This window comes from Intestinimonas butyriciproducens (assembly GCF_016901775.1).
GTDB lineage: Bacteria > Bacillota > Clostridia > Oscillospirales > Butyricicoccaceae > Pseudobutyricicoccus.
The window spans coordinates 19054-43146 of sequence record NZ_JACJKW010000004.1 but is presented as its reverse complement, the minus strand read 5'-3'; the positions used below and the strand labels follow the sequence as shown (position 1 = coordinate 43146).

The window sequence follows — 24093 nt, the reverse complement described above, 5'->3', positions numbered from 1 at the left end:
AAATACCATGAATCAAGAAGTTTTGCTGCTCAAATGCGGAGAGCTGGTGCTCAAAGGGCTGAACCGGGCCCGGTTTGAGGACCGGCTTTTGTCCATCGTTCGCCGCCGTCTTTCCCATCTGGGAGAATATGAGGTCTATGCCATCCAGTCCACCCTGTATGTGGAGCCCAAAAACGGCGCGCCGGTGGAAGAGGCGCTCACAGTGTGCCGGAAGATCTTCGGCGTGGTAGCCATCTGCCGGGCCATCAGCTGCCCCAAGGACATGGACAGCATCTGTCAGGCTGCGGTGGAATACCTGAAAGACACCATGGAACACACGGGGACTTTCCGCTGCCAGGCCAAGCGCTCGGACAAGCGCTTTCCCCTCACCTCTCCGGAGATTGCCCGGCAGGTGGGCGGGGCGCTGCTCTCCGCCTATCCCCGGCTGAAGGTGAAGATGGACGGGGCCCAGACCCAGGTGCACATCGAAGTGCGGGACAAGGCGGCCTTCGTCTATGCCGACCGGATCCACGGCGCCGGAGGAATGCCCACCGGCACCAACGGCAAGGCCATGCTGCTTTTGTCCGGCGGCATCGACAGCCCGGTGGCCGGGTATATGATGGCCAAGCGGGGACTTTACCTGGAGGGCGTCCACTTTTTCAGCTACCCCTATACCTCGGAAGAGGCCAAGGAAAAGACCCTTCATCTGGCACGGATCCTGGCGTCCTACTGCGGCCCCATCAAGGTCCATGTGGTGCCCTTTACCGAAATCCAGGATCAGATCCGGAAAAATTGCCAGGAGGATCTGTTCACCGTGCTCATGCGCCGGTTTATGATGCGCATTGCCCAGCGGGTGGCCCGGCGCCAGGACTGCGGCGCACTCATTACCGGTGAGAGCCTGGGCCAGGTGGCCAGCCAGACCATGGAGGCCATCGGCGTCACCAACGCCGTGTGTGAGCTGCCGGTGCTGCGTCCGGCCATCGGCATGGACAAGGAGGAGATCGTCCTCATCGCCCGGCAGATCGGCACCTTCGAGACTTCCATTCTGCCCTATGAGGATTGCTGCACCGTCTTTACCCCCCGCCATCCCCAGACCAAGCCCAAGCTGCCCAAGGTGCTGGAAGAAGAACAAAAGCTGGATGTGGAGGGCCTGATCCAGAAGGCCCTGGAAGGCGTGGAGCAGGTCATCTGCAAGGCGGAAGGCTAAAAGAAAAAGTATACAGATCGGAATAAAAAGGGAGGCCATTACTGTGAGAACAGAGATTATCGCTGTGGGCACCGAGCTTTTGCTGGGGGAGATCGTCAACACCGACGCCCCCATGATCGCCCAGGGCCTGGCGGAACTGGGCATCGGGGTCTATTTTCAGACGGTGTGCGGGGACAACCCGGACCGGCTGAAAAGCGTGCTGGAAGTGGCCAAACAGAGAGCCGATCTGATCATCACCACCGGCGGCCTGGGGCCTACGGCGGACGATCTCACCAAAGAGACCATTGCCGCCGCCTTCGGCAAGGGCCTTGTGCGGGACGAAGAGTCCATGGCAAGGCTGCGGGAGCATTTCAAAGGCCGCACCATGACCCAAAACAACGAAAAACAGGCCGATGTGCCCGAAGGGAGCACGGTGTTTCAAAACGACTGGGGCACCGCCCCGGCCTGTGCCTTTGAAGGGGAAGGGTGCCTGGTTATCATGCTTCCCGGCCCGCCCCGGGAGTGCACCCCCCTCTTCCGGGAAAAGGTGATGCCCTTTTTGGAAAAGCGCCGGGGCGGGGCACTTTGTTCCCGGTATGTGAAGGTGTTCGGCATGGGAGAATCGGAAATGGCATCCCGCCTGAGCCGCCAGATGGACAGCTGGGAAAACCCCACTGCCGCTCCCTATGCCAAGGAGGGAGAATGCCTGGTGCGCATCACTGCCATGGGGAAAAATAAAGAGGAAGCCTTTGCCATGACCGAACCTGCCGTCCGGGAAGTGCGGCAGGTGCTGGGGGATGTGGTCTATGGGGTGGATGTGGACTCTCTGGAGCAGGTAGTGGTGCAGGAAATGACCGCCCGGGGCCTGACCCTGGCCACGGCGGAAAGCTGCACCGGCGGGCTGATGGGCAAGCGCATCACCGATGTGCCCGGCGCTTCCGCCTGTTATCTGGGGGGCGTTGTGTCCTACCACAACGAAGTGAAGGAAAACCTGCTGGGTGTGCGCCATGAGACCCTCATGACAAAAGGGGCAGTGAGCGAAGACACCGCCTGCCAGATGGCCCAAGGGGTGCGGAAGGCCCTGGGGGCTGACATCGGCATTTCCACCACCGGCGTGGCCGGCCCTGGGGGAGGCACTCCCGAAAAGCCGGTAGGGCTGATCTATGTGGGCATCAGCACGGGGGACAGGACATGGGCGGTGCGCATCCTGCGGCCCCGCCAGAGCCGGGAGAGCCTGCGCCGTCTGGCCTCTTCCACCGCCTTTGATCTGGTGCGCCGCCACCTGGAGGGCATAGACCATGCATGAGGAAAAGTGCCTGGAAAAGAAAACGGTGTATCAAGGCCCCAGCTTTTCCATCCGCCAGGACCGGGTGGAGCTGGAGGACGGAAGAGAGAGCCGCCGGGAGGTGATCTGTCGTCCCCACCGGGTGCTGGCTCTGGTTTATGATGAGCAGCGTCAGGCGCTGGCCGATGCAAAGGGGCGCTTGCCCCGCACTCCTCTGGCTCCGGAGGAAAGCCCGCAGGATGCCGCGGTGCGGCTGTTTGCCGCCTTGGGCGGAGAGGAGCCCCGGTTTTTGGGAGAAATCATGCCCTCCCCTGCGGTGCTACAGGAAAAAGTGCTGGTTTTTGCCGGAAAAGGAAGCGGGCAAGCGCCGGAAGGGCTTTTCTGGATGCCCCTGTCCCAGGGGCTGGAAGGGGACGATCTGTGCACTGCCGCGGCCCTGGCCCTTTGGGCCCTGGGGGAGGAATGAAGATGGAAAACAAGAAGAACGAGCCTTTGTTCCGGGGCGTTCTGGTGGATGTATACCCCGGGGAAGAGGGAGAAGTCTGCCGCCATCGGGGTGCGGTGGCGGTTTTGTGCCAGTACCAGGGAAAGATTCCCCTGGTGCGCCAGTACCGTTATGCCCAGGGGAAGGAATGTGTGGAGCTTCCGGCGGGAAAGCTGGAAGCGGGGGAGGACCCGAAAGAGTGCGCCCGGCGGGAGCTTTTGGAGGAAACCGGACTTTCCGCCGGAAAGCTGGAAGAGCTGGGGGTCTACTGTTCTTCTCCCGATGTGCTGGAGGAAAAAATGTACCTTTATTGGGCGGAAGACCTGACCCTTTCCCAGGCCAGGCCCGACGAAGGGGAATTTCTGGAGGGGGAGCTGTGGGAGCTTTCCCGGCTGAAAGATGCCCTGGGGCGTGGAGAGATCGGGGATGCCAAGACCCTGAGCGCCCTTCTTCTGGCCCGGGAAAAGGGACTTTTGAGCCTGTAAAGAGAAGGAGAGAGCCATGGCAAAAGTGCTGATCGTGGAAGATGAAAAGGCCATTGTGGATATCATAGCCTTCAACCTGAAACGGGAAGGCTATCAGGTGGAGGAAGCCTATGAGGGAAAAGGGGGGCTGGAAAAGGCCCTTTCTCCCCAGGTGGACCTGGTGCTTCTGGATGTGATGCTTCCGGGGATGGATGGTTTTGAGCTGCTGCGCCGCCTGCGGGAAAAGAGCAATGTGCCCGTCATTATGGTCACCGCCCGGGAAGAAGAGCGGGATAAGGTGCTGGGGCTGGATACCGGCGCTGACGACTATATCACAAAGCCCTTTTCCATCAAGGAACTGCTGGCCCGGGTGAAGGCCAACATCCGCCGCCGTCTGGCCGACCAGCAGGACAGCATGGGGGGCGAAAAGAAAGAAGGCGGCCCCTTCCAGGTGGACACCGAAAAGCGTCTGGCCCGGAAGAACGGAGAGGCCCTGGAGCTTTCCCAGAGGGAATTTGATATGCTCTGCTATTTTCTGGAATGCGCCGGCCGGGTAGTGACCCGGGAAGAGCTGATGGAAAAGGTGTGGGGCTTTGAATATTATGGGGATCTGCGCACGGTGGATGTGGCCATCCGCCGCCTGCGGGAAAAGCTGGAGGACGATCCGGCCGACCCCCGCTATCTCATCACCCGCCGGGGGGCCGGGTATTATTTCAACAAAGAATAGGCGGAAGGAACCATGCTGAAAAGCCTGCAAATGAAGCTGGTGCTCATATTGATGCTGCTGGTGGTGGCGGTGATGGCCGTGGTGGGCGTGTTTCTGGTCAACTCGGTCACCGCTTATAACCGCAGCGATTTTCAGCGCCAGATGGTGGATTTTTTCGCCCTGCGGGGGCAGGAGCTGGAAAAAGGGCTCGGCGCCTGCAATGGGGATCTGGATCAGATGGAAGAGGTGCTGGAGGCCTATAACGGCGGCCTGGGGCTGGATGACCACCGGAATTTCTATATTCTGGATGGCAAAACCGGGGAGTTCCTCACCTCTTCGGAAAGCCGGGACGCCACTCCTTTCCGGGAGCTGACCCCCAATATGATCACCGCCATGGAGGGGGAAGTGGGGCAGACCATCACCGCCCTGTCCCCCTATTTCGATGTGGCTCTGCCGGTGGACGGGGGCAATTATGTGCTGGCCGTGGTGGACGACAAAGGGGAGCTGGATGAGCTGACCTGGACCATGTTCACCATTCTCATCCGCTCATTGATGTTCGGCCTGGCGGTGGCCATTCTGCTCAGCTTCATTCTGGCCCGCACCATCACAAACCCGGTGCAGCGGCTGACCCGCACCGCCCAGCGCATCGCCGCCGGAGACTTTTCCCAGCAGCCCCAGGCGGAATCGGCGGACGAGATCGGCAACCTGACCCGCACCTTCGGGGAGATGGCCAAGGTGCTGGAAAATACCCTGGCCGAAGTCAACGGGGAGCGGAACAAGCTGAGCACCCTGTTTACCCATATGGCCGACGGGGTGGTGGCCTTTGACAAAAGCGGCCATATCCTTCATATGAACCCGGCGGCCCAGCAGATGCTGGGCATGGAGTTCGGGCAGGAGCTGACCTATACCCAGGTGTTTCCCAATCTGAATGTGGAAGAAAGCGACCTGGGAGAAGGGGGCCAGTACATCGAGATCGACTATGCGGCAAACAAGCGCATCCTCAAGATTCTGCTGGCCATGTTCGGCACGGCGGAGGATGAAAACAGCGGCATCATGGCGGTGCTCCACGACATCACCGAGCAGAAGAAGCTGGATTCTTCCCGGCGGGAGTTTGTGGCCAATGTGTCCCATGAGCTGCGCACTCCCCTGACCAATGTGAAGGGTTACACCGAAACCCTTCTGGATGCCGGGGACGAGCTGGACGGGGAAACCCGCCGCAATTTCCTTCAGGTGATCTACAATGAGTCCGACCGGATGACCCATATCGTCAAGGACCTGCTCACGCTGTCCCAGCTGGACTATGGGAAGATGGATATGGAGATGAGCCCGGTTCCGGTGAAACTGATCGTGCAGAATATTGCCAGCGCCATGCTCATCGAGGCCCGGGGCCAGGGCCTGACCCTGGAGACCAGGCTGGAAGAACCCCTGCCCCTGATCCTGGCTGACCGGAACCGGATGGAGCAGGTCATTGCCAACATTGTTTCCAATGCCATCAAATATAACCGCCCCGGCGGTTCTGTCACCCTCTGTGCCTTCTCCCGGGAGGACAAGGTGGTCATAAAGGTGCAGGATACCGGCATCGGCATTCCCCAGGAGGACATCCCCCGGCTCTTTGAGCGGTTTTACCGGGTGGACAAGGCCCGTTCCCGGGAAAGAGGCGGCACCGGCCTGGGGCTGGCCATCGCCAAGGAGATCGTGGAGCAGCATCAGGGAACCATTGGAGTGGAGAGTCAGCTGGATGCCGGCAGCACCGTCACCATCACTTTGCCGGTGTGTCCGCCGGAGCGTGAGGGACAGCAATGAAAGAAAAGATCAAAACGGCGGCACTGATTGCAAATGGCCTTCTGATGGGGGTGCTGTTCACCCTTTCGGTGTCCCTGGGGGTGAGCATGGACCCTTCTCTGGGCCCTCTTTACACCCTGTCCCGGTGGCTGCGGGGAGAAAATACCGTCAGCCAGGTGCAGGAGGAACAAAGCGATCCTGCCGCCTATCCTCTGGCGGTGTCGGCCTTTCAGAAAGGGGATCTGTACTACGCCTACACCCAGCAGCCGGTGTCGGCCATCTACACTCTGCTGCGGCCCACGCTGGAGGAAGCTTTGGGCTCCATGAGTGAAAAAAAGGCCATGGATCGGCAAGACTATCACCGTGTCCTTTGGGAAGAACAGGGGTTTTTGCTGGAATATGACGGCCTGGTGCCCCTGACAGCCATGCGCTCCTGGAGCGGAGCCTCCCCGGGGGAGGATGCGCTGGCCTTTTCCCGCCTGGTGCTTTTGGCGGAAGAGGACAGAGTGGACTTGCTTCTGGAGACCGAGGAGGGTGCATGGTTCCGGTTTGCCACCGCCGCGGCCAGCGAAAAACTCCGGACAGCTTTGGAAGAATGCAGTCCGGACGGTTCCTATTTTGCCATGGAAGATCCCAATCTGTCGGTGCTGGCCCCCGATCAGCCGGTATCCGGCAGCGCCGTCAAGCTGCCGGTGTATGAATGCAAAGTGGCCGAGGTGGTCACCGGCGCCGTCAGCGGGGGAGAAATGCCCCGGGCGCTGTTGGAGTGCTTTTCCATGAACCCCTATCTGGCCAAGCGCTATGCCGCCGGAGAAGAGATGGCGGTGTTTGTCCAGGGCAACTATTCCCTGCGCCTCAGCGGAGACGGAACGGTGCAGTTTACCGTGGACGGCGGCGAGGGCCTGGAAGGAGAAAATGCAGAAAACACCCTGGTGGGGCTGATCGGCCGGGGCTGGCAGGTGGCCCAGGACGCTCTGGACAGCGCGGGCTCGCCTTTGGATCTGTCCCTCAAAAGGGTGGAGAAGGGAGCGGGAGAGGAAGAATATACCATTCTGTTTTCCTGCCGGGCCGCGGGGGTGCCCCTTTCCTCCCAGCAGGTGACCATCCATGTGCAGGAAGGGGTCATCGTCTCCATGGAGATGAGCCTTTTGTCCCTGACCCAGACGGGAGAGCGGAGGATTTTGCCCTATTCTCTGGCGGCCGCGGCCATGGAGGGAAACGGGCCGGTGCGGCTTCAGTGCCGCTACGCTTTGCAGGAGGGCAAGCTCACTCCCTATCTCAGCTACGCGCCGGTGAAGGAGGGATAAGCCATGGAATGGAGCCGGGCCAAAACCATTTTGCTCATTGTGCTCATCTGCACCAATCTGTTTTTGGCGGGGAATCTTCTGTGGCAGGTGAGCCACGGCTGGGCCCAGCAGCGTCAGGCCATGGATCAGGCCCTTTCCCTGCTGCAGGAGGATGTGGGAGAGTTTGACGAAGACATTTTCCGAAGCCTGGGCACCCAGCGGCCGGTGTATGCCGCAAGCCGGGATACCGCCTTGGAAAAGAAAGCGGCCCAGGCCCTTCTGGGCACCGAAAAAAGCGATACCGACGGCGGCGTCTCCCGGTTTTCTTCGGAAGAGGGCACCCTGGCTTTTTACACCGGGGGAGAAGTGCGGCTGGAACTGTTTACGGAGTCCTCCCTCACAGGGGAAGAATGGGAAGAGCTTTTGGAAAAAGCCGGTTTTCCCATGGGCAACTGCCGCCGGGAGGAAGAAGGGGATCGGGTGACCTTTTTCCAGGGAATGCCCTCGGGGGAAGAGCTGATGGAATGCACCCTCACCTGCCGGAAGAAGGGAAATAGCCTTGTGGCCGAGGGCCGGTGGCTGATGGATCCTCAGCTCCGCCAGGTGGGCGAAGGGGCCAAAAGCTATCAGATGGTGGTGAACCTGCGCCGTCTGTGGCGGGAGGAAGGCTTTTCCCAGCCCCCGGAAAGCGCCCGGGAAAGCTATCGCCTGCGGGATCAGGGCAACGGCAACTATCTGCTTTTTCCCGTCTGGCAGGTGGAAGCGGGAGGAAAAAGTTTCACGGTGGACACGGGGGAAAACCCAGTGGAATGAGCCTTTGATCATTGTGCACAAGGATCGGCCCTGGGGATTGGTGAAAACTTAGGTGAAAATCTGCGGGATTTTGTTTTTCATTCTGAGCGGACTGTGGTAAAATATATAAAACAACAGTAAATTTTTGATGAACGCAGCTCTGTCGTTCTTCTTGCCGCCCCAGGCGGCATCTTGCAAGGGAGCAACTGGAATACACTGCCGGGAGAATGAGGATTTTGGATAAATTTGTCATCAATGGGAATAAGCCGCTGCGGGGCGAAGTGACCGTCAGCGGCGCCAAGAATGCCGTTGTGGCCATTATACCGGCCACCATTTTGGTCAACGGCGTCTGCCGCATCGAAAATGTACCTCAGGTCAGCGATGTGATCATCCAGCTGGAGATCCTTCAGCAGATGGGGGCCCAGGTGCGCAGCATGAATCCCACCACGGTGGAGATCGACTGCCGCCATATGCGCAACATCCGCACGCCGGAGGACCTGATGCGGAAAATGCGGGCTTCCTATTATCTGATCGGCACCCTGCTGGGCCGCTATCACAAGGCCGAAGTGGCCATGCCCGGCGGCTGTAATTTCGGCGGGGTGCGCCCCATCGATCAGCATGTGAAGGGCTTTGAAGCCCTGGGCGCCCAGGTCAGCGTGAAAAACGGTTTTGTCTATGCCCAGGCCCCCCAGGGCCTGCGGGGCACCAGCATCTATCTGGATGTGGTATCGGTGGGTGCCACCATGAACATCATGCTGGCCGCCACTTTGGCCGAAGGCCAGACGGTGATCGAAAACGCCGCCAAAGAACCCCATATCGTGGACCTGGCCAATTTCCTCAACGCCATGGGCGCTGAGATCATGGGCGCCGGTACCGATGTGATCAAGATCCGGGGGGTGAAAGAGCTCCATGGCGGAACCTATTCGGTGATCCCCGATCAGATCGAAGCGGGCACCTATATGGCCGCTGTCATGGCCACCGGCGGCAGCGTGCTGGTGCGCAATGTGATCCCCAAGCACCTGGAATGCATCACCGCAAAACTCATTGAGATGGGCGCCCAGGTGGAAGAGATGGACGACGCCGTGCGGGTCAGCCGTACAGAGCCCCTGCGGCGCATCAACATCAAAACCCTGCCCTATCCGGGCTTCCCCACCGATATGCAGCCCCAGCTGGCCGCCGCTTTGTGTCTGGCCGAAGGCACCAGCGTCATCACCGAAGGGGTGTGGGACAACCGCTACCGCTATGTGGAAGAGCTGCGGCGGATGGGAGCCAAAATCCAGGTGGACGGCAAAGTGGCCATCATCGAAGGGGTGAGCGAGCTCACCGGTGCCAAGGTGCGCTCCTGCGATCTGCGGGCCGGGGCCGCCATGGTCATCGCCGGTCTGGCCGCCAAGGGCGTCACCGAGGTGGAAGAGATCGCTTATATCGAGCGGGGCTATGACAACATTGTGGAAAAACTCCAGGGGCTGGGAGCCGACATCCGCCGGGTAACGGTGTCCGAGGAGGATGCGGTGCCCATGGCCCGGTGAAAGGCAAAGGACAAGCAGAAATGATTGGTTCCGGCGGCGCGGGTTTTCCGTGCCGCCGCTGTTTTTGAAAGACAAGGAAGGACAGTATGACCCAGTTTTACAGCCTGGCCAGTTCCTCTTCGGGGAACTGTTCGGTGTTCCGGGGGGGAGGGCGCACCCTGCTCATCGATGGGGGCACCAACACCAAGTACATCCGCAATGCCCTGTCCCAGCTGGGCATCGCTTTGGGTGATATTACCGATGTGCTCATCACCCACACCCATTCCGACCATATCAGCGCTCTGCCGGTGCTGACCAAGCACTGCCGGGCGCCCATCCATGCCACGGCCCCCACCGTGGAGGGGCTGAAAGAAAAGTGCGCCCATGACCGGCTGGAGATCGTGGAGCCCGACGCCCCCTTCTGGCTTGGGGAGGTGCGCATCACTCCCTTCCTCACCCCCCATGACTGCCCGGGCAGCTGCGGCTTTCTGCTGGAGACCCAGGAGGGAAAACTGGGCTATTGCACCGACCTGGGGCATTTGCCTGCCGGGGTGTTTGAAACCCTGCGGGGAGCCGAGACGGTGTTTCTGGAATCCAACCACGATGTATATCAGCTGAAAAACGGGGAATACCCTTATTATCTCAAGCGGCGGATCCTGTCTGCCCAGGGGCATTTGTCCAATGACGATGCGGCCCAGGCGGTGGCAGAATGGGGAAAATACGGGCTGCAAAAGGTGATCCTGGCCCATCTGAGCGAGCACAACAACCGGCCGGAATGGGCGCTGGAAGAGACAGAGCGGGCGCTGCGGCAGGCAGGGCTTTGGGAGCAGGTGCAGGTGCAGGTGGCGCCCCACAAGGCCCTTCTGTCCCTTTCCGGAAAAGGGAGGGCGGCCGGATGACAGGGGTCAAACTGATTTGTGCCGGCAAGCTGAAGGAAGATTTTTACCTGAAAGCCTGCCAGGAATACCAGAAGCGGCTGAGCTCTTTTTGCCGTCTGGAGGTGCTGGAGATTCCCGAGGATACCCGACCCGGCGGTTTGGAGCGGGAGGGGGAAAAGATTCTGGCCGCCATTCCTCCCCAGAGCTATGTGGTGGCCATGTGCATCGAAGGGGAAGAGATGAGCAGCCAGGAGCTGAGCCGGAAAATGGAAAAATGGCAAAACAGCGGCATTTCCCGCCTGTGCTTTGTCATCGGCTCTTCCGAGGGCCTTTCGGACAAGGTGAAAAAAAGAGCCGGGCTGCGTCTGTCCATGTCCCCCATGACCTTTCCCCACCACCTGGCCCGGGTGATGGTGCTGGAACAGATCTACCGGGCTTTTTCCATCGCCGCAGGAAGCAAATATCACAAATAATAGCCCCCCCTTTTCCTTGCATTTTTTAGGGAAAAGGGGGAATTTTTGTCTTTTATTCATTTTATTGAAAAAACGATTGGAAAACATATGCATTATTTGATATAATAATATGAATTATTTGATCTGATAAAGAGAAAAATGAAAAAAGCAAGTAAAGAGGAGAGGGATATGAGAAAAAAAGAAAATGGACACTCTTCGGAGGGACAGCTGAAAAAATCAGTAACCTTTTTGGAAGCCCTGGCCATTGTGGTGGGCATGATCATCGGCAGCGGCATCTTCCTCAAGCCCGGCGTGGTGCTGGAAAGCGCCGGGAGTCTGCCGATGGCTTTGATCGCCTGGGCGGCTGGCGGCATTATCACGCTGGCTGCGGCTTTGTCGGTGGCGGAGATCGCTTCGGCCATCCCCAAGACCGGAGGATTGTATGTATATCTGGAGGAACTGTATGGCAAAAAATGGGGATTCCTCCTGGGATGGGTTCAGTCGGTGATTTCCTATCCGGCTTCCATTGCCGCCCAGGCCATTGCCTTTGCCACCTATGCGGCGGTATTTTTTCCCATGGGCCCCTGGCAGCAGAAGGCTCTGGCCATTTGTGTGATGGCTTTTGTGCTGTGGATGAATATTCTGTCCACAAAATATGGCGGCATCATCCAGACGGTGGCCACCTTCGGCAAGCTGATCCCGGTGGCGGCCATTATTGCCTTCGGCCTTCTTTCCGGCGGCGAGCTGAATTGGGCCGCGGGAACCTCTGCCGGTGCAGCCGGACTGGGGGCTGCTATTCTGGGTACTTTGTGGGCCTATGACGGCTGGATCGGCGTGACCAATATGGCGGGAGAACTGAAAAATCCGGGCAAGGATCTGCCTCGGGTCATTTCTTTCGGCGTTTTGTTTGTGGTGGCGGTGTATGTGGTCTTCAATCTGGCGGTCTTTATGGTGCTGCCTTATGACCAGGTGGCCGGTGCGGCAACGCCCGGCGCTGCGGCAGCAGTGGTGCTGTTCGGCGAAAAAGGCGCCGCATTTATCACCGCCGGCATTATGGTGTCGGTGTTCGGCGCCATGAATGGCTATACCATGACGGCGGCCCGGGTGCCTCTGGCCATGGGCCAGCGGGGCCAGCTGCCGTTCAGCCGGGTCCTGGGCGCTCTGCATCCCAAATACGGTACACCGGCCAGCGCTCTGATCTTCCAGTGCGCTCTGGCGGCCATCTATATCCTGTCCGGCTCCTTCAACACCCTCACTGACCTGCTGGTCTTTGTGCTGTGGATCTTCTTTACCATGGGTGTTCTGGGCGTCTTTATCCTGCGGAAAAAACACCCGGACAAAAAAGGCCCCTATCAGGTGCCCCTCTATCCGGTGGTGCCCATTGTGGGTGCGCTGGGAGCCATCTATATCCTCGTCAGCACGGTGATCTCCGATCCCATCCAGTCGCTGGTGGGCATTGGTCTGACGGTGATCGGTCTGCCGGTCTATGCATTTTTGGAAAAGAAGAAGGGCTAAACCATGAAAAAACGGCCGGGGCTCTGGCAGCTCCATATGGCGGTGCTGCTCTTTGGCCTTTCAGGGCTGTTCGGCAAGGTGATACGCCAGCATTCCCTGATCATCACCTGGGGCAGGGTGGTTTTTTCCGCCCTGTCTCTCCTTCTTTGGCTGAAGATCCGGGGAGAAAACCCCTGGGCTGTGCCGGGGCGCACCAAGGCGGCCCTGGCTGCCTTGGGCGCATTGCTGGCCTTTCACTGGAGCACTTTTTATCAGGCCATTCAGGTGTCCACTGTGGCCATGGGTCTGATCTCTTTTTCGGCCTTCCCCCTATTCGTCACCTTTCTGGAGCCCCTCTTTACCGGGAAAAAGCCCCGGGGAGGGGATGTGGTGCTGGCTTTTGTGGCCTTCGGCGGCATTTTGCTGGCCACGCCTCTGGAAGGGGAGGGAACGCTGTGGCTGGGGGCCTTGTGGGGGCTTTTGTCCGGTTTCAGCTATGCTCTGCTGGGGCTGTTCAATCAGAAATGGGTGGGAAACTTTCCCGCGGCCATGGTCTCCTTCTGGGAACAGATGTGGGCAGCGGTGATTTTAACTCCTTGCTTTTTGTGGCTGCGTCCTGCCCTCTCTCTTTCCGATTGGGGCGGACTTTTGCTGCTGGGAGTGGTGTTCACCGCTCTGTCCCATACCCTCTTTATCGGCAGCCTGCGCACCATCCGGGCCCAGACGGCCAGCGTGGTTTCCTGCCTGGAGCCGGTATACGGCATTTTGCTGGCGGCTTTGTTTTTGAGAGAGATCCCATCTCTCCGGGAAGTGCTGGGGGGCAGCCTGGTCTTTGCCTGCGCCATCTGGGGCAGTCTGAAAAAGGAAATATAAAAAAGCGCCCAAAGGGCGCTTTTTTTCATAAGGACCAATATAGTCTTGATCATAAGAAATAAATGTGGTATATTTATATCATAAAGATAGAAATATACCACATATCAAAGGAGGCATTTCTATGAAATCAAGACGCATACTGTATGGCATGATGGGGTTGCTTTCTCTTCTGGGATTGATTGGTTTGTTTACCGAGTCAAAAGCTTTTTTATCTTTTTTTGCCTTTGCGGTGAATTTTGAATATTTCTTTGTTCAGTCAGATGAGATGTTGGAAGAATATATGGACCGGTCGGCTTCCCGAGCCTTTTATTGCGGTATGATTGCGATGGCTCTGGTTTCGTTGGGCGCCTTCTTCCTGGCTTCCCAGAAAGAGAACAAGGCGCTGATCACCGGCCTGGCTTGGGGATGGATCGTGTCTGTGGTGGTGTACGCCTTGTCTGCTGCCTATTATGGATTCAAAGAGAGATGGGGGCTGGAATGTGATCAGAAATAGGATCAAAGAATATCGGGCCCGTCACAACATGAAGCAGGAAGAACTGGCAAAACTGGTGGGAGTCCGGCGGGAGACCATAGGAAATCTGGAGAAGGGACGATATAACCCTTCTTTGGTGCTGGCCTGGAACATTGCCAAGGTGTTTGGGGTGTCCATTGAAGAAATTTTTACAGTGGAGCAATAACAAAAAGCGCCCAAAGGGCGCTTTTTGTGTTTACCGGTCCAGCAGCAGGCACAGAGGAAGCAGCAACAGGAGCAGCAGCACATTCACCAGGGTGAAAAGCAGAAGATACCGGCCCTTTTGCTCCGGCTGGGCTTTGCCGTAAATGCGGAAGGAGATCAGGCTGGCCAGGGAGGCCACCAGCGTGCCCAGCCCTCCCAGGTTGGAGCCCAGCAGCAGCGCGCCGCCCTTTTCGGTGAAGCCGGAAAGCAGCACAGCGGCGGGCACATTGCTGATCACCTGGCTCATCAGGGTGCAGGCGATCATCTCCCGGCCCTGAATGGCCTGATACAGCGCCTGCTTCACCGGGGGAATGGCCCCCAGATTGCCCACAAAGAGGAAAAAGAACACAAAGGTCAGAAGCAGGCCGTAGTCCACACGGCGCAGGATGGGACGGTCTTTGGCGGCAAGATAGAAAAGCACCAGCAAAAAGGTGATGGGATAGGGCACCAGATGCAAAACGGTGCACAGGCACAGGGCAAAGAGGATGCCATAGGGCAGGATGCTTTTGAAGGAAAGAGGCCGGGGACTCTGGCCGCTCTGCACCGAAAGGCGGCCCCGGGGAATGGGCAGCAGCAGAAGAAGCAGCAAAAGAAGGGAAAGCCCGGCCACCGGCAGAACACGGGAAAAAAACATGGGGGCGCTCATCTGGTAGCGGGAGAAAAGGAAAAGGTTCTGGGGATTGCCCACCGGAGTGGCCATACTTCCCAGGTTGGCTGCCGCCGTCTGGAGCACCACCACATACAAAAGGTGCTTTTCAAAGCCCGCTCCCTTGAGGACCAGCACGGCGAAAGGAACAAAGGTCAGAAGGGCTACATCGTTTGTCACCAGCATGGAGGAAAAGAAGCACAAAAGCACCAAAACGGCGCATAGTCCCCGTAGGCTCCCGGCCCGCCGGATGGCATTCTGGGCCAATTTTTCAAACAGCCCGGCCCCTTCCAGGCCCTGCACCACCGCCATCAGGCAGAAGAGAAGGGCCAGCACCCGCCAGTCGATGGCTTCCCCTATGGCCTTCAGGGAAAATGGGGCAAAAAAGGCCGTGATCACCGCGGCCAGGGCCGCAATGGACAGCACCGGCTCCCGCCGGAAAAATCCCAGTACTTTGGACATTGCTTGGTCACCTGCTTTTTCAAAAAATCACATGCCGTTTTATTTTACCACCTGCACCTTCCGGGGGCAATATCCCTCTTGCATGGGCAGGGAAGGGTGTGCTACACTAAAATATAGAAAATGCCCTGTGTGCGGGCAGAGATGAAAGGATGGTTTTGCATATGAACGAAGTGATTCAGAATATCCTGAACCGGCGCAGCTGGCGCAGCTATGAGGATAAGCAGATCAAGGAAGAAGAGCTGGAGCAGATCATCCGCTGCGGCCTGTGGGCTCCCAGCGCCATGAACCAGCAGTCCTGGCACTTTACCGTGGTCCAGGACAAGGAGACCATCCAGCGCATCCGCAAGGGGTGCCAGGAGATGATGGAGACCGATCGGGATATGTTCTACGGCGCTCCCACCCTGGTGATCGTCACCGGGAAACAGGACAACATCGCCCCTGTGGCCGATTGTTCTCTGGCCATCCAGAATATGTTCCTTTCGGCGGCTTCTCTGGGCATTGGTTCCTGCTGGATCAACTGCATCGGCCGCTACCTCACCACACCCCAGGGCCAGGCATTTGCCAAAGATGCCGGCATTCCGGAGGGCTATATCGGCGTGGCCGGCGTGATCCTGGGCTATCCCAAGGGAGAAGCACCCCAGGGCAAAGAGCGGGTAGAAGGCGCTGTGGACTACATCCGCTAGAAGCTATGGAAATGAGAAAATTGCCCCGTGAGGGCTACAAGGTCTCCAATTGGTCAGGCGGCTCCACCACCCAGGTGTATATTTTCCCGGAAGACGCCGACTATGGCAAAGGGGATTTCCTCTTTCGGGTGAGCAGTGCAGGAGTGGATTGCGACCGTTCGGATTTTACGCCCCTTCCCGGGGTGGAGCGGCACATCATGGTGCTCCAGGGCTCTTTGCGCCTTCTCTATGAGGGCCATGGAGAAAAAGATCTGGCGGTGCTGGAGCAGGATACCTTTTCCGGTGACTGGCACACCGTCAGCCTGGGGAGGGCCCAGGATTTCAACCTGATGCTCCGTGAGGGGGCAAAAGGCTGCATCCAGGGCCTCGGGCTGAAGGCTGGGGAAAGTCATTCCTTTTCCTTTTTCCCCGGGGAAAAAGGCGTGCTGTTTTTGTACCAGGGCAGCGCAGAGGGAAATGAGCTGTCTCTCAGTGAATGGGACGGCTTACTTTGCCAAGGCCCGGGAGAGCTCAATGTAAAAGCACAGACAGACAGCATTCTGGCACTGGCTCGGGTGCAGCTGGCATAACAAAATCAAAGCAGTAAAAAACCGGGAGCCTTGGGCTCCCGGTTTTTTACTGCAGCGAAACAAGGGATCTGGTCAGGAAGAGTACCGTTTCGGCAGCCATTGATTTGCAAAAGGATAAAAAAACAGCCCGCTCTATTGAGCAGGCTGTTTTTTGGCACGCCCAACAGGATTCGAACCTGTGACCTTCTGATTCGTAGTCAGACACTCTATCCAGCTGAGCTATGGGCGCATGTTCCGCATTTGGAACGCTTAATTATAATACCACGCTCCTTTGAAAAAAGCAAGAGAAATTTTTGTTTTTTCGAAAAAATTGCGCCCCGGGTTTTCCGGGGCGCACGGATAGGGGATTCTTATTTTGTTTCGGCCGTTTCAGGCTGTGTTTCCTTGGGGGACAGGGCGGGGGCTGGTTTTTCGGTTTCCTCCTTTTTGTCGCTGCCCAGGAAAGAGGGCAGATTCATTCCGGCCATGTCGAACAGTTCGTTCATGGGGGGGAGAGATTTCATCAGCCCGGAGACAAATCCGGCGGTGGCCGTTTTGCCCTGGCCATTTTCGCCGCTGTCCCAAACGGTGACCTTGTCGATCTTGATGTTCTTCACCGCTTCCACCTGGACACGCAGCAGATCTTCCATCTTGTCGGCCAGCAGCAGACGCAGAGCGGCATCGGGATCGCCGCCGGCAGCCAGCACGATCTCTCGCAGACCATCGGCCTGCTTGGTGAGCATGGCCTGCATACCGGTGGCTTCGGCCTGCATCTTGGCCAGGATGGCATCGGCTTCACCTTTGGCCTTCCGGCGGATCTGCTCGGCCTGGGCCTCGGCTTCCAGCTCCAGCTTCCGCTTTTCGATCTCGGTCTTGACGATGATATCGGCTTCCTGGGTGGCTTTTTCCCGGGCGGCACGGGCCACTTCAGCCTGCTGCTCGGCGGCGTAAGCCTCTTCCAGAGCACGGGCGGCCTGGATTTTTTCGGCGGAGGTGGCGATCTTCAAAGCTTCCGCTTCCTTTTCACGCCGGGCGGCGTTGGACATGGCCACTTCCATCTTGGCGGCGTTTTCGCCCTTGATGGCCTCGGAATCGGCCTGGGCCACCTGGACACGCTGGTCACGGTGGGCATTGGCTTCGCCGATGGAGCCGTCACGGTCTTTTTCAGCCACGCTCTTTTTGGCATCGTTGATGGCCTTGGCCGCGGCTTCCTTGCCCAGGGCGGCGATGTAACCGCTTTCGTCGCTGATGTCGGTGACATTCACATTGATCAGCCGCAGGCCGATCTTCTTCAGTTCGCCTTCCACATTCCGGGAGACCGCTTCCAGGAATTTATCCCGGTCGGTGTTGATCTCCTCGATGTCCATGGTGGCAATGACCAGACGCAGCTGGCCGAAGATGATGTCCTTGGCCAGTTCCTGGACTTCCTCCAGCTTGAGCCCCAGCAGCCGCTCGGCGGCGTTCTGCATGACGGCGGGCTCGGTGGAGATGCCCACGGTGAACCGGGAGGGCACATTGATGCGGATGTTCTGCCGGGACAGGGCATTTTCCAGATCCACCGAAATGGACAGGGGGGTCAGGTCCAGAAATTCCCGGGCCTGGATCACCGGCCAGACAAAGGCGGCGCCGCCGTGGATACACTTGGCGCTGCGGGCGCTGCCGTCCTTGTTGTTGCCCACTTTACCATAAATGACCATCACCTTGTCGGAGGGACATTTTTTGTACCGGGACAAAATCAGCAGGATCATGGAGAAAAGCAGCAGTGCAATGACGCAGACCAGAATCAAAGTTTCCATTCTTCATACCTCTTTTCTTTTTCTTTTTGTGAAAAGCCGCTTTATTTGCGGCAGACTACCATAATGGGGCCGGACAGGCCGATGACCTGGACGGACTGGCCGGTTTTGAGCGGTTCCGGCTCATCGGTGAGGGCTTCAAATTCCCCCAGCTGCCCTTGCAGAACCAATGTGATTTTTCCTGTGCCCTGGCGGCGGGGGGGTACGGTGAGATAAACGGTACCGCAAAGGCCCAGGGCATTTTTCAGGTTCATGGTGCCGTCGGATTGCAGACCCAGGGCCCCCCGGAGCATCAGGGCCAGCACTACCATGGCCCCAAGGCCCAGCAAAAAGGCGATGAGGGTGGATACCCCTCCCGGCACGCCGCTGCGGCTGAGGGCCAGACCGGCCCAGCCGAACACCGAGAAGAAGGCCACAAGACCTCGGATGGTAAAAATGCGCAGCCCTGGGTCGTGGGCCAGATCATGACCGCTTTCCCCATCCCAGCTGTCCGGGACATCGGTGTCCGGGGCATCCAGATCGGGTGCGGTGCCGTCTCCGGTGTCCAGCCCGGATGTGTCGCTGTCCAGCTCCCCGTCCCCTCCGGCGCCCAGGCCGAAGAGCAGCAGGATGGTCTGGATGCACAGGATCAGGGTGGCAGGAATGGCCACATAGGCAAAAAAGTGCTGCAAAGCGTCCAGTGAGTTCCACCAGTTGAGCATATCCCTTTTCCTCCATTTCAAAGGCGGTGGTGTTTTTTTCTATCAAAAGCCTCTCAGTCTTCCATACGCCCCACCAGCAGGTTGGCCTGCTGGGTCAGATGGGAGGCCAGGTGGGCGGTGACGATGATGCGCAGCACCAGCAGCACCCGGTCTTTTGCCCCGGCAAAAGGCTCCCGGTACCCCTCCAGCGCCTGGCGGCACCGCTCTTCCAGATGGGATAATCCTTCCAGCTTGTCATTTTCCAGAGAAAAGACCACCTGGATGATATAGAGATAGAGCTGGCTGTCGTCAATGCTGTCATCGGAGTTTTTGTCCAGCTGGCCGTTGATATAGGAAAGCAAACGGCAGATGGTGGGCAGGGCCAGCGTGTCTTTTAGCATATGGATGATGAGAATGCGGCATAATTGGCTGCGATCGTAGCGCTTGTTCTGGGGCGGAGGCAAAAAGCCCCGCTTGACCCAATTCTGGATGGTGTGGGGCTCCAGCCCGGTGAATTGGGACACCTGAGAGAGCATCAGCCCCCCGGTGAGAAACAGGGAACTGAGAATGTCATCGGCGGCCTGGGGGTTTGAGATGTCCACTTCCACTGTGGCGCCGGGCAAGGTTTTCAGCATGGCGATTCTCCTTTCTCCCCCGCCAAAAGAAAGGGTCAGGGGTCTGTGCTATCGGGTTGATTTGATTATACTACATGGTCATGTGACTGTCAAGAGGGGTCAGAAGATTTTCAACGGGACAAAACAAAGCCCGGCCCCAAGGAGAACCGGACTTTGTTGAAAAGCTGCCGTAAGAAAAATATTTTTGAACAGGCGATTGTGAGCGATTCAGGCAAAGAAAAGGTTGGGAGCCCAGGCACTGAGCCGGGCGGAATGAGTTAAAAAGGACTGGGGCTGCGGCGGAGACGGCTGCCGGGGCCCCGGCGCAGGATGAGCTTGCGGACAAAGTCCACCGGGATCACCGAGAAGGCCAGAAGCAGCACCAGTTGGAAAGCGGGAAGGGGCAGCGGGGAGGTGCGGAACAAGGAACCGCCCCGGTAGATCAGCAGGCACTGAACCAGTCCCACCATGATCATAATCAAGAGGAAGCGGGGGTTTTTTCCCAGATGGGCCAGCAGATTCAGCCGTTCGGTGCGGGCATTGAAGCTGTTGAACACTCCGCAGAAGATGAACAGGGCAAAAAATCCGGTGAGCAAATGGAAGGAGGCCTGCCGGGGCGAAAGGACCTGGGTAAGCAGGGGCAGTTTCAGGAAGGCCAGGCAGAGCAGGATGGTGTAAAGGCCCATGCACAGCACCTGATGGAGCATGGCGGAGGTAAAGATGGGCTCATCCCGCTTTTTGGGCGGCTCTTCCATGTATTCTTCCAGGGGGGCTTCCCCGGCGTAGGCCAGGGCGGCCAGGGTGTCCATGATGATGTTCACCCACAGCATCTGCACCACCGTGATGGGGTTTTCCACCCCCAGGAAGGGCCCCAGCACCGAAACACCCACGGCGCACAGGTTCATGGTCAGCTGAAAGACGATGAACTTCCGGATGCTTTTGAAAATGGTGCGGCCATAGAGGATGGCCTTGCCGATGCTCTGGAAGTTGTCGTCCAGAATGACGATGTCCCCCGCCTCCTTGGCCACCTCGGTGCCGCTGCCCATGGCAAAGCCCACATCGGACAGCTTGAGGGCGGGAGCGTCGTTGATGCCGTCGCCGGTCATGCCGGCCACCAGCCCCATCTCCTGGGCCAGGGTGACCAGCCGGCTTTTGTCCTGGGGCATGGCCCGGGCCACCACCCGCAGCCGGGGCAGAAGGGCCTTGACCTCTTCATCGGACAGGGCGGCCAGTTCGTCATGGGTCAGGGCCAAGCGGTCATTTTCCCGGCACAGCCCGGCCTTTTCTCCCATGGCCAGGGCGGTATCCTTGTTGTCCCCGGTGATCATCACCACCTGCACTCCGGCCCTTTTCACCTGTTCCACCGCCTTTTTCACCTGGGGCCGCAGGGTGTCGCCGATGGCGATGAACCCCAGGAAGGTGAGCCCGGACAGAGTGTTGCCCCCTGTTTCTCCGGGGGCATAGGCCAGGGCCAGCACCCGGTAGGCTTTCTTTGTCAGTTCCTGCCATGTGCGGCGGATTTTTTCCTGGGAAAAGGGCAGGGCAGAGCCGTCGGAAGAGAGATACTGGGTGCAGCCCGGGAGGATCTGCTCCGGCGCCCCTTTCACCAAAGTGAGGGTCTGGCCGCTGTCCCGCAGGGTCACCGCCGAAAACTTCCGGCGGCTGTCAAAGGGGGAGCGCCAGGAGGGAGCCGGGGCGGTATACTGCCGGGCCTGGGTGAGGAAAAACTGAAGCAAGGCCCGGTCGGTGGCGTTGCCTCCCACCGGCTGGCCCTGGCCGGACAGGCTGCTTTCGTTGTTGTAGGCCCCGCAGAGGAAGCACAGCCGGTAGAGGGGAAGGGAGTGCTCCCGCAGGGATTGGGGGCTGGCAAAGTGCCCGCCCTCTCCGGTGACCAGCTCCCGCACTTGCAGTTTGCCCCGGGTGAGGGTGCCGGTTTTGTCGGTAAACAGGATGTTCAGGCTGCCGGAGGTTTCGATGCCCACCAGCTTGCGCACCAGCACATGGTCCCGGAGCATCCGGCGCATATTGGAAGAGAGCACCACGGTGATCATCATGGGCAGACCCTCGGGCACGGCCACCACCAAAACGGTGACGGCCAAAGTCAGGCTTTCCAGCAAAAGCCCCAGAAACTGGGGCGGCTGGGAAAAAAGGGACAGAAGGGCCGGGGTCTGAAAGCCGGTGAGCTGCCATACCTCCCCCAGCAGGTCGGCCAGAGCCACCAGGATGGCGGCGGCAAAGCCCAGGCGGCTGAGAGTGTCGGCCAGCCCTTCCAGACGCAGCTTCAGGGGGCTTTGCCGGGTGTCCTGCTGCATCTGCCGGGCCATGCCGCCGTAAAAGGTGCTGTCGCCCACCCGCTGCACCTGCATGAGCCCATTTCCGGCGCACACCACCGTGCCCCGGAACAGCTGGTTTTCCCGGGAAAGATTCCAGCCCTCCCGGGCGCCTCCCGGGGTTTTCTGGGCTTCCCGGCTTTCTCCGTTGAGGGAGGATTGGTCCACCGCCAGCTTGCCTTCCACCAGAAGGCCGTCGGCCGGAACCCGCTCGCCGCTTTCCAGCAGCACCAGGTCCCCCACCACCACTTCTTCCAGGGGGATGAGGGCGATCTTTCCCTCCCGCATCACCCGGCACCGCAAGGCCTGGGCTTCCTGCTGCAAACGGAGGAAGGCCGATTCGCTGCCGTATTCCGACAGGGTGGACACGAAGGTGGCCAGGAAAATGGCGATGGCAATGCCCACCGATTCAAACCAGTTTTGTTCTTTGAATACAAAAAGAAGATTGAGCAAAAGGGCGGCCAGCAAGATTTTGATGATGGGATCGCCAAAATTGCTCAGCAGCTGCTTTCCGAAACCCGACCGCCCCTGTTTGGTCAGAGCGTTGGAGCCGTGCTTTTGCCGGGATCGCTCCACAGCCTGGGGAGAAAGCCCCCGGGCGGCCAGGGAGGGGGATGTTGTCCGTTCCATGTTTTTTTCACACCTTTCTTTTGGGAGGGCCAGTCCTACATCTCCACTCTATGGGGAGAGAAGAAAAAATATGCCCTTGCACCGGAATAGAAAAGATGATATATTAGTAATTGCTTAATTACTTAATTATACCCAGGAGGGAAGACATGGCTGCAAAAAGACTGGCCCAGGTGGGCAAAAACTGTGTGGCCTGCGGCAGCTGTCTGGAGGTGTGCCCTTTGGGGGCCATTTCCATCTGGAAGGGCGTCATCGCCCAGGTAAGGGGAGAAAAGTGCGTGGGCTGCGGAAAATGCGCTAAGGAGTGCCCGGCCTCGGCCATTCATGTGATCGAACGGGAGGTGCAGCAATGAAGAAAACCGGCAGGAAGCGGCCCTGGTATGAATACCTGTGGATCGTGACCCCCATTTATCTGGGACTGGGATTTTTCAACATCCTCTTTGCCTGGCTGGGGATGATTTTCTTTTGTCTGCCCCTGATCATCGCATTGGCTGGCGGGGGAAAACTCTATTGCAACCGCTACTGTGACCGGGGCCGGTTCTTTGCCCTGCTGGGAGGCAAGCTGGGCCTGTCCCGCCGCCGTCCCACCCCACGGTGGTTGGGAAGCCGCTGGTTCCGCTATGGATTTCTGATCTTCTTTTTCGCCATGTTCTTCCAGATGCTCTTCACCACCTATCTGGTAGGGGCAGGGCAGCAGGAACTGGGGCAGACGGTGAAGCTCTTCTGGACTTTCCGCCTGCCCTGGCACTGGGCCTACCATGGCACCCTGTTCGCCCCTTGGGTGGCTCAGTTTGCCTTTGGGTTTTATTCTTTGATGCTCACTTCCACCCTCATCGGCTTTATTGCCATGGTGCTGTGGATGCCCCGCTCCTGGTGTGTCTTTTGCCCCATGGGCACCATGACCCAGCTGATCTGCCGGGCGAAGGCCGGAAAGGCTCAGCCATGAGCCGGGGGCTGGAGGAACAGGCCCGCCAGGTGGCGGAGCTTCTGGGGCGGCTTTCAAACCACAACCGGCTTCTCATTCTGTGCGCCTTGGAGGACGGTCCCAAGACTGTGGGGCAGATCGGGGAAAAGGTGCCCTCCTTGACCCGGCCCGCTCTGTCCCAGCATCTGCATCTCCTGCGGGAAGGGGGACTGGTGCAGGGGGAAAAGCAGGGCCAGTATGTGGTCTATTCCCTGTCGGATGAAAGGCTCCCTCAGCTGCTGGGCGTATTGCGCCGGCTGTACTGCCAGGGGCAGTAGGCCCCCTTGCAGGAAAAAGGGAAATGGGGTATACTGGAAGAAAAAAGGAGGGGATGGGATGGAAGAGCTGCGTCTGTATCCAGTGGGACATATCCGCCGGGAAGGGAAGCGGGTCTTTGTGGAGATTCTGCCTTCCTACCGCCCGGCCCTCAAGGGCATTGAAGAGTATGAGTACCTTTATCTTTTGTGGTGGTTCGATCAGAGCCAGGACCCTCACAGCAGAGAAAGGCTGCTGGTGAAAACGCCCCATGCCCATGCGCCCCAGCGGCTGGGGGTTTTTGCCACCCGCACCCCCCACCGGCCCAATCCCATCGCCCTGGATGTGGTGAAGGTCTATTGGGTGAACCACGGCAAGGGCCTTTTGCGCATCGATCAAAGCGATGCCTGGGATGGCACACCGGTACTGGATATCAAGCCCTATGTTCCCGGCTGCGATCGGGTGGAGAGGGCGGGAACGCCCGCCTGGCATCAGGGCTGGGCCCAAAGCCGTGCCGAAAAAACAAAATAAGCAAACAAAAAAGCCGCCTGCAAAGGGCGGCTTTTTTCTCTCTTTTGGAGAATATTATTAAAAAATAACTTTTTGT

General features: G+C 58.6%; 26 protein-coding genes and 1 tRNA gene. 21 read left to right on the top strand and 6 right to left on the bottom strand.

What is annotated here, in order from left to right:
* The first annotated feature begins 7 nt into the window (after positions 1–7).
* From thiI to H6A25_RS02950, 15 genes are all read left to right on the top strand, one after another.
* Positions 8–1186 (top strand): tRNA uracil 4-sulfurtransferase ThiI, encoded by a 1179-nt coding sequence (gene thiI / locus H6A25_RS03020; RefSeq protein ID WP_204750538.1) that lies wholly within the window; start codon positions 8–10, stop codon positions 1184–1186.
* 43 nt (positions 1187–1229) lie between these two features.
* On the top strand, positions 1230–2471 hold the full coding sequence (locus tag H6A25_RS03015) for a competence/damage-inducible protein A (protein ID WP_204750537.1): 1242 nt from the start codon (positions 1230–1232) through the stop codon (positions 2469–2471).
* Positions 2464–2916: a hypothetical protein gene (locus H6A25_RS03010; protein ID WP_204750536.1), complete on the top strand. Its 453-nt coding sequence runs from the start codon at positions 2464–2466 to the stop codon at positions 2914–2916. Before H6A25_RS03015 ends, H6A25_RS03010 begins: the two co-directional genes overlap by 8 nt.
* A 2-nt stretch (positions 2917–2918) precedes the next feature.
* On the top strand, positions 2919–3419 hold the full coding sequence (locus H6A25_RS03005; protein ID WP_204750535.1) for an NUDIX hydrolase: 501 nt from the start codon (positions 2919–2921) through the stop codon (positions 3417–3419).
* A gap of 16 nt (positions 3420–3435) precedes the next feature.
* Positions 3436–4125 (top strand): response regulator transcription factor, encoded by a 690-nt coding sequence (locus H6A25_RS03000; protein ID WP_204750534.1) that lies wholly within the window; start codon positions 3436–3438, stop codon positions 4123–4125.
* Positions 4126–4137: 12 nt separating this feature from the next.
* Positions 4138–5907 carry an ATP-binding protein gene (locus H6A25_RS02995; RefSeq protein WP_204750533.1) on the top strand — a complete coding sequence of 590 codons (1770 nt, stop codon included), beginning with the start codon at positions 4138–4140 and terminating at the stop codon, positions 5905–5907.
* Positions 5904–7193: a hypothetical protein gene (locus H6A25_RS02990; protein WP_204750532.1), complete on the top strand. Its 1290-nt coding sequence runs from the start codon at positions 5904–5906 to the stop codon at positions 7191–7193. Before H6A25_RS02995 ends, H6A25_RS02990 begins: the two co-directional genes overlap by 4 nt.
* Positions 7194–7196: 3 nt before the next feature.
* On the top strand, positions 7197–7985 hold the full coding sequence (locus H6A25_RS02985; protein WP_204750531.1) for a hypothetical protein: 789 nt from the start codon (positions 7197–7199) through the stop codon (positions 7983–7985).
* A gap of 206 nt (positions 7986–8191) precedes the next feature.
* On the top strand, positions 8192–9493 hold the full coding sequence (locus H6A25_RS02980) for a UDP-N-acetylglucosamine 1-carboxyvinyltransferase (RefSeq protein WP_430651154.1): 1302 nt from the start codon (positions 8192–8194) through the stop codon (positions 9491–9493).
* Between the two features lie 86 nt (positions 9494–9579).
* Positions 9580–10371 carry an MBL fold metallo-hydrolase gene (locus H6A25_RS02975; RefSeq protein ID WP_204750529.1) on the top strand — a complete coding sequence of 264 codons (792 nt, stop codon included), beginning with the start codon at positions 9580–9582 and terminating at the stop codon, positions 10369–10371.
* Positions 10368–10823 carry a 23S rRNA (pseudouridine(1915)-N(3))-methyltransferase RlmH gene (locus H6A25_RS02970; RefSeq protein WP_204750528.1) on the top strand — a complete coding sequence of 152 codons (456 nt, stop codon included), beginning with the start codon at positions 10368–10370 and terminating at the stop codon, positions 10821–10823. Before H6A25_RS02975 ends, H6A25_RS02970 begins: the two co-directional genes overlap by 4 nt.
* Positions 10824–10991: 168 nt before the next feature.
* Entirely contained in the window at positions 10992–12317 is a 1326-nt protein-coding gene (locus H6A25_RS02965; protein ID WP_204750527.1) for an APC family permease, read from the top strand.
* 3 nt (positions 12318–12320) lie between these two features.
* Positions 12321–13169, top strand: a complete 849-nt coding sequence (locus tag H6A25_RS02960) for a DMT family transporter (RefSeq protein WP_204750526.1) — start codon at positions 12321–12323, stop codon at positions 13167–13169.
* 121 nt (positions 13170–13290) lie between these two features.
* Entirely contained in the window at positions 13291–13662 is a 372-nt protein-coding gene (locus tag H6A25_RS02955) for a DUF3796 domain-containing protein (RefSeq protein WP_204750525.1), read from the top strand.
* Complete coding sequence (locus tag H6A25_RS02950) at positions 13619–13846, top strand: helix-turn-helix transcriptional regulator (protein WP_207750805.1); 228 nt, start codon at positions 13619–13621, stop codon at positions 13844–13846. The genes H6A25_RS02955 and H6A25_RS02950 overlap by 44 nt, the downstream gene beginning before the upstream one ends.
* A gap of 30 nt (positions 13847–13876) precedes the next feature.
* On the opposite strand, the gene H6A25_RS02945 is transcribed toward H6A25_RS02950, so the two are convergent.
* Positions 13877–14992: an SLC13 family permease gene (locus H6A25_RS02945; protein ID WP_204750523.1), complete on the bottom strand. Its 1116-nt coding sequence runs from the start codon at positions 14990–14992 to the stop codon at positions 13877–13879.
* Between the two features lie 161 nt (positions 14993–15153).
* Here H6A25_RS02945 and H6A25_RS02940 point away from each other — a divergent pair, with 161 nt between their 5' ends.
* Together H6A25_RS02940 and H6A25_RS02935 are read left to right on the top strand one after the other, a co-directional pair.
* On the top strand, positions 15154–15675 hold the full coding sequence (locus H6A25_RS02940) for a nitroreductase family protein (protein ID WP_204750522.1): 522 nt from the start codon (positions 15154–15156) through the stop codon (positions 15673–15675).
* Between the two features lie 11 nt (positions 15676–15686).
* Positions 15687–16244 (top strand): HutD/Ves family protein, encoded by a 558-nt coding sequence (locus tag H6A25_RS02935; protein WP_204750521.1) that lies wholly within the window; start codon positions 15687–15689, stop codon positions 16242–16244.
* Positions 16245–16396: 152 nt separating this feature from the next.
* Here the strand turns inward: H6A25_RS02935 and H6A25_RS02930 are convergent.
* The 5 genes from H6A25_RS02930 to H6A25_RS02910 all read right to left on the bottom strand — a co-directional run bounded on the left by H6A25_RS02930 (position 16397) and on the right by H6A25_RS02910 (position 22270).
* A tRNA-Arg gene (locus H6A25_RS02930) sits at positions 16397–16473 on the bottom strand.
* Positions 16474–16594: 121 nt separating this feature from the next.
* Positions 16595–18019, bottom strand: a complete 1425-nt coding sequence (locus H6A25_RS02925) for a flotillin family protein (RefSeq protein WP_204750520.1) — start codon at positions 18017–18019, stop codon at positions 16595–16597.
* A gap of 41 nt (positions 18020–18060) precedes the next feature.
* Entirely contained in the window at positions 18061–18717 is a 657-nt protein-coding gene (locus H6A25_RS02920) for a hypothetical protein (RefSeq protein ID WP_204750519.1), read from the bottom strand.
* A 53-nt stretch (positions 18718–18770) separates the two neighbouring features.
* A complete protein-coding gene (locus H6A25_RS02915; RefSeq protein WP_204750518.1) occupies positions 18771–19331 on the bottom strand; it encodes a DUF1836 domain-containing protein in 561 nt (186 codons plus the stop codon).
* A 257-nt stretch (positions 19332–19588) separates the two neighbouring features.
* A complete protein-coding gene (locus H6A25_RS02910; RefSeq protein ID WP_204750517.1) occupies positions 19589–22270 on the bottom strand; it encodes a calcium-translocating P-type ATPase, PMCA-type in 2682 nt (893 codons plus the stop codon).
* A gap of 146 nt (positions 22271–22416) precedes the next feature.
* Here H6A25_RS02910 and H6A25_RS02905 point away from each other — a divergent pair, with 146 nt between their 5' ends.
* The 4 genes from H6A25_RS02905 to tsaA are packed head-to-tail and all read left to right on the top strand — an operon-like array spanning position 22417 to position 24017.
* Positions 22417–22620, top strand: a complete 204-nt coding sequence (locus H6A25_RS02905) for an ATP-binding protein (RefSeq protein ID WP_204750516.1) — start codon at positions 22417–22419, stop codon at positions 22618–22620.
* Positions 22617–23213 carry a 4Fe-4S binding protein gene (locus H6A25_RS02900; RefSeq protein ID WP_204750515.1) on the top strand — a complete coding sequence of 199 codons (597 nt, stop codon included), beginning with the start codon at positions 22617–22619 and terminating at the stop codon, positions 23211–23213. The genes H6A25_RS02905 and H6A25_RS02900 overlap by 4 nt, the downstream gene beginning before the upstream one ends.
* Entirely contained in the window at positions 23210–23509 is a 300-nt protein-coding gene (locus H6A25_RS02895) for an ArsR/SmtB family transcription factor (RefSeq protein WP_243423203.1), read from the top strand. Before H6A25_RS02900 ends, H6A25_RS02895 begins: the two co-directional genes overlap by 4 nt.
* 58 nt (positions 23510–23567) lie before the next feature.
* Positions 23568–24017, top strand: a complete 450-nt coding sequence (gene tsaA / locus H6A25_RS02890; protein WP_204750514.1) for a tRNA (N6-threonylcarbamoyladenosine(37)-N6)-methyltransferase TrmO — start codon at positions 23568–23570, stop codon at positions 24015–24017.
* The last annotated feature ends 76 nt before the right edge of the window (positions 24018–24093 follow it).

Coding starts and splice junctions, on each gene's coding strand:
- H6A25_RS02910 (WP_204750517.1), bottom strand. CDS start 22,270: ATGGAACGGACAACATCCCCCTCCCTGGCCGCCCGGGGGCTTTCTCCC.
- H6A25_RS02925 (WP_204750520.1), bottom strand. CDS start 18,019: ATGGAAACTTTGATTCTGGTCTGCGTCATTGCACTGCTGCTTTTCTCC.
- H6A25_RS02975 (WP_204750529.1), top strand. CDS start 9,580: ATGACCCAGTTTTACAGCCTGGCCAGTTCCTCTTCGGGGAACTGTTCG.
- H6A25_RS02960 (WP_204750526.1), top strand. CDS start 12,321: ATGAAAAAACGGCCGGGGCTCTGGCAGCTCCATATGGCGGTGCTGCTC.
- H6A25_RS03005 (WP_204750535.1), top strand. CDS start 2,919: ATGGAAAACAAGAAGAACGAGCCTTTGTTCCGGGGCGTTCTGGTGGAT.
- H6A25_RS02995 (WP_204750533.1), top strand. CDS start 4,138: ATGCTGAAAAGCCTGCAAATGAAGCTGGTGCTCATATTGATGCTGCTG.
- H6A25_RS02915 (WP_204750518.1), bottom strand. CDS start 19,331: ATGCTGAAAACCTTGCCCGGCGCCACAGTGGAAGTGGACATCTCAAAC.
- H6A25_RS02900 (WP_204750515.1), top strand. CDS start 22,617: ATGAAGAAAACCGGCAGGAAGCGGCCCTGGTATGAATACCTGTGGATC.
- H6A25_RS02980 (WP_430651154.1), top strand. CDS start 8,192: ATGAGGATTTTGGATAAATTTGTCATCAATGGGAATAAGCCGCTGCGG.
- H6A25_RS02965 (WP_204750527.1), top strand. CDS start 10,992: ATGAGAAAAAAAGAAAATGGACACTCTTCGGAGGGACAGCTGAAAAAA.
- H6A25_RS03010 (WP_204750536.1), top strand. CDS start 2,464: ATGCATGAGGAAAAGTGCCTGGAAAAGAAAACGGTGTATCAAGGCCCC.
- H6A25_RS02955 (WP_204750525.1), top strand. CDS start 13,291: ATGAAATCAAGACGCATACTGTATGGCATGATGGGGTTGCTTTCTCTT.
- H6A25_RS02940 (WP_204750522.1), top strand. CDS start 15,154: ATGAACGAAGTGATTCAGAATATCCTGAACCGGCGCAGCTGGCGCAGC.
- H6A25_RS02970 (WP_204750528.1), top strand. CDS start 10,368: ATGACAGGGGTCAAACTGATTTGTGCCGGCAAGCTGAAGGAAGATTTT.
- H6A25_RS02905 (WP_204750516.1), top strand. CDS start 22,417: ATGGCTGCAAAAAGACTGGCCCAGGTGGGCAAAAACTGTGTGGCCTGC.
- H6A25_RS02935 (WP_204750521.1), top strand. CDS start 15,687: ATGAGAAAATTGCCCCGTGAGGGCTACAAGGTCTCCAATTGGTCAGGC.
- H6A25_RS03000 (WP_204750534.1), top strand. CDS start 3,436: ATGGCAAAAGTGCTGATCGTGGAAGATGAAAAGGCCATTGTGGATATC.
- H6A25_RS02895 (WP_243423203.1), top strand. CDS start 23,210: ATGAGCCGGGGGCTGGAGGAACAGGCCCGCCAGGTGGCGGAGCTTCTG.
- H6A25_RS02945 (WP_204750523.1), bottom strand. CDS start 14,992: ATGTCCAAAGTACTGGGATTTTTCCGGCGGGAGCCGGTGCTGTCCATT.
- H6A25_RS02990 (WP_204750532.1), top strand. CDS start 5,904: ATGAAAGAAAAGATCAAAACGGCGGCACTGATTGCAAATGGCCTTCTG.
- H6A25_RS02950 (WP_207750805.1), top strand. CDS start 13,619: ATGGATTCAAAGAGAGATGGGGGCTGGAATGTGATCAGAAATAGGATC.
- H6A25_RS02985 (WP_204750531.1), top strand. CDS start 7,197: ATGGAATGGAGCCGGGCCAAAACCATTTTGCTCATTGTGCTCATCTGC.
- thiI (WP_204750538.1), top strand. CDS start 8: ATGAATCAAGAAGTTTTGCTGCTCAAATGCGGAGAGCTGGTGCTCAAA.
- H6A25_RS02920 (WP_204750519.1), bottom strand. CDS start 18,717: ATGCTCAACTGGTGGAACTCACTGGACGCTTTGCAGCACTTTTTTGCC.
- tsaA (WP_204750514.1), top strand. CDS start 23,568: ATGGAAGAGCTGCGTCTGTATCCAGTGGGACATATCCGCCGGGAAGGG.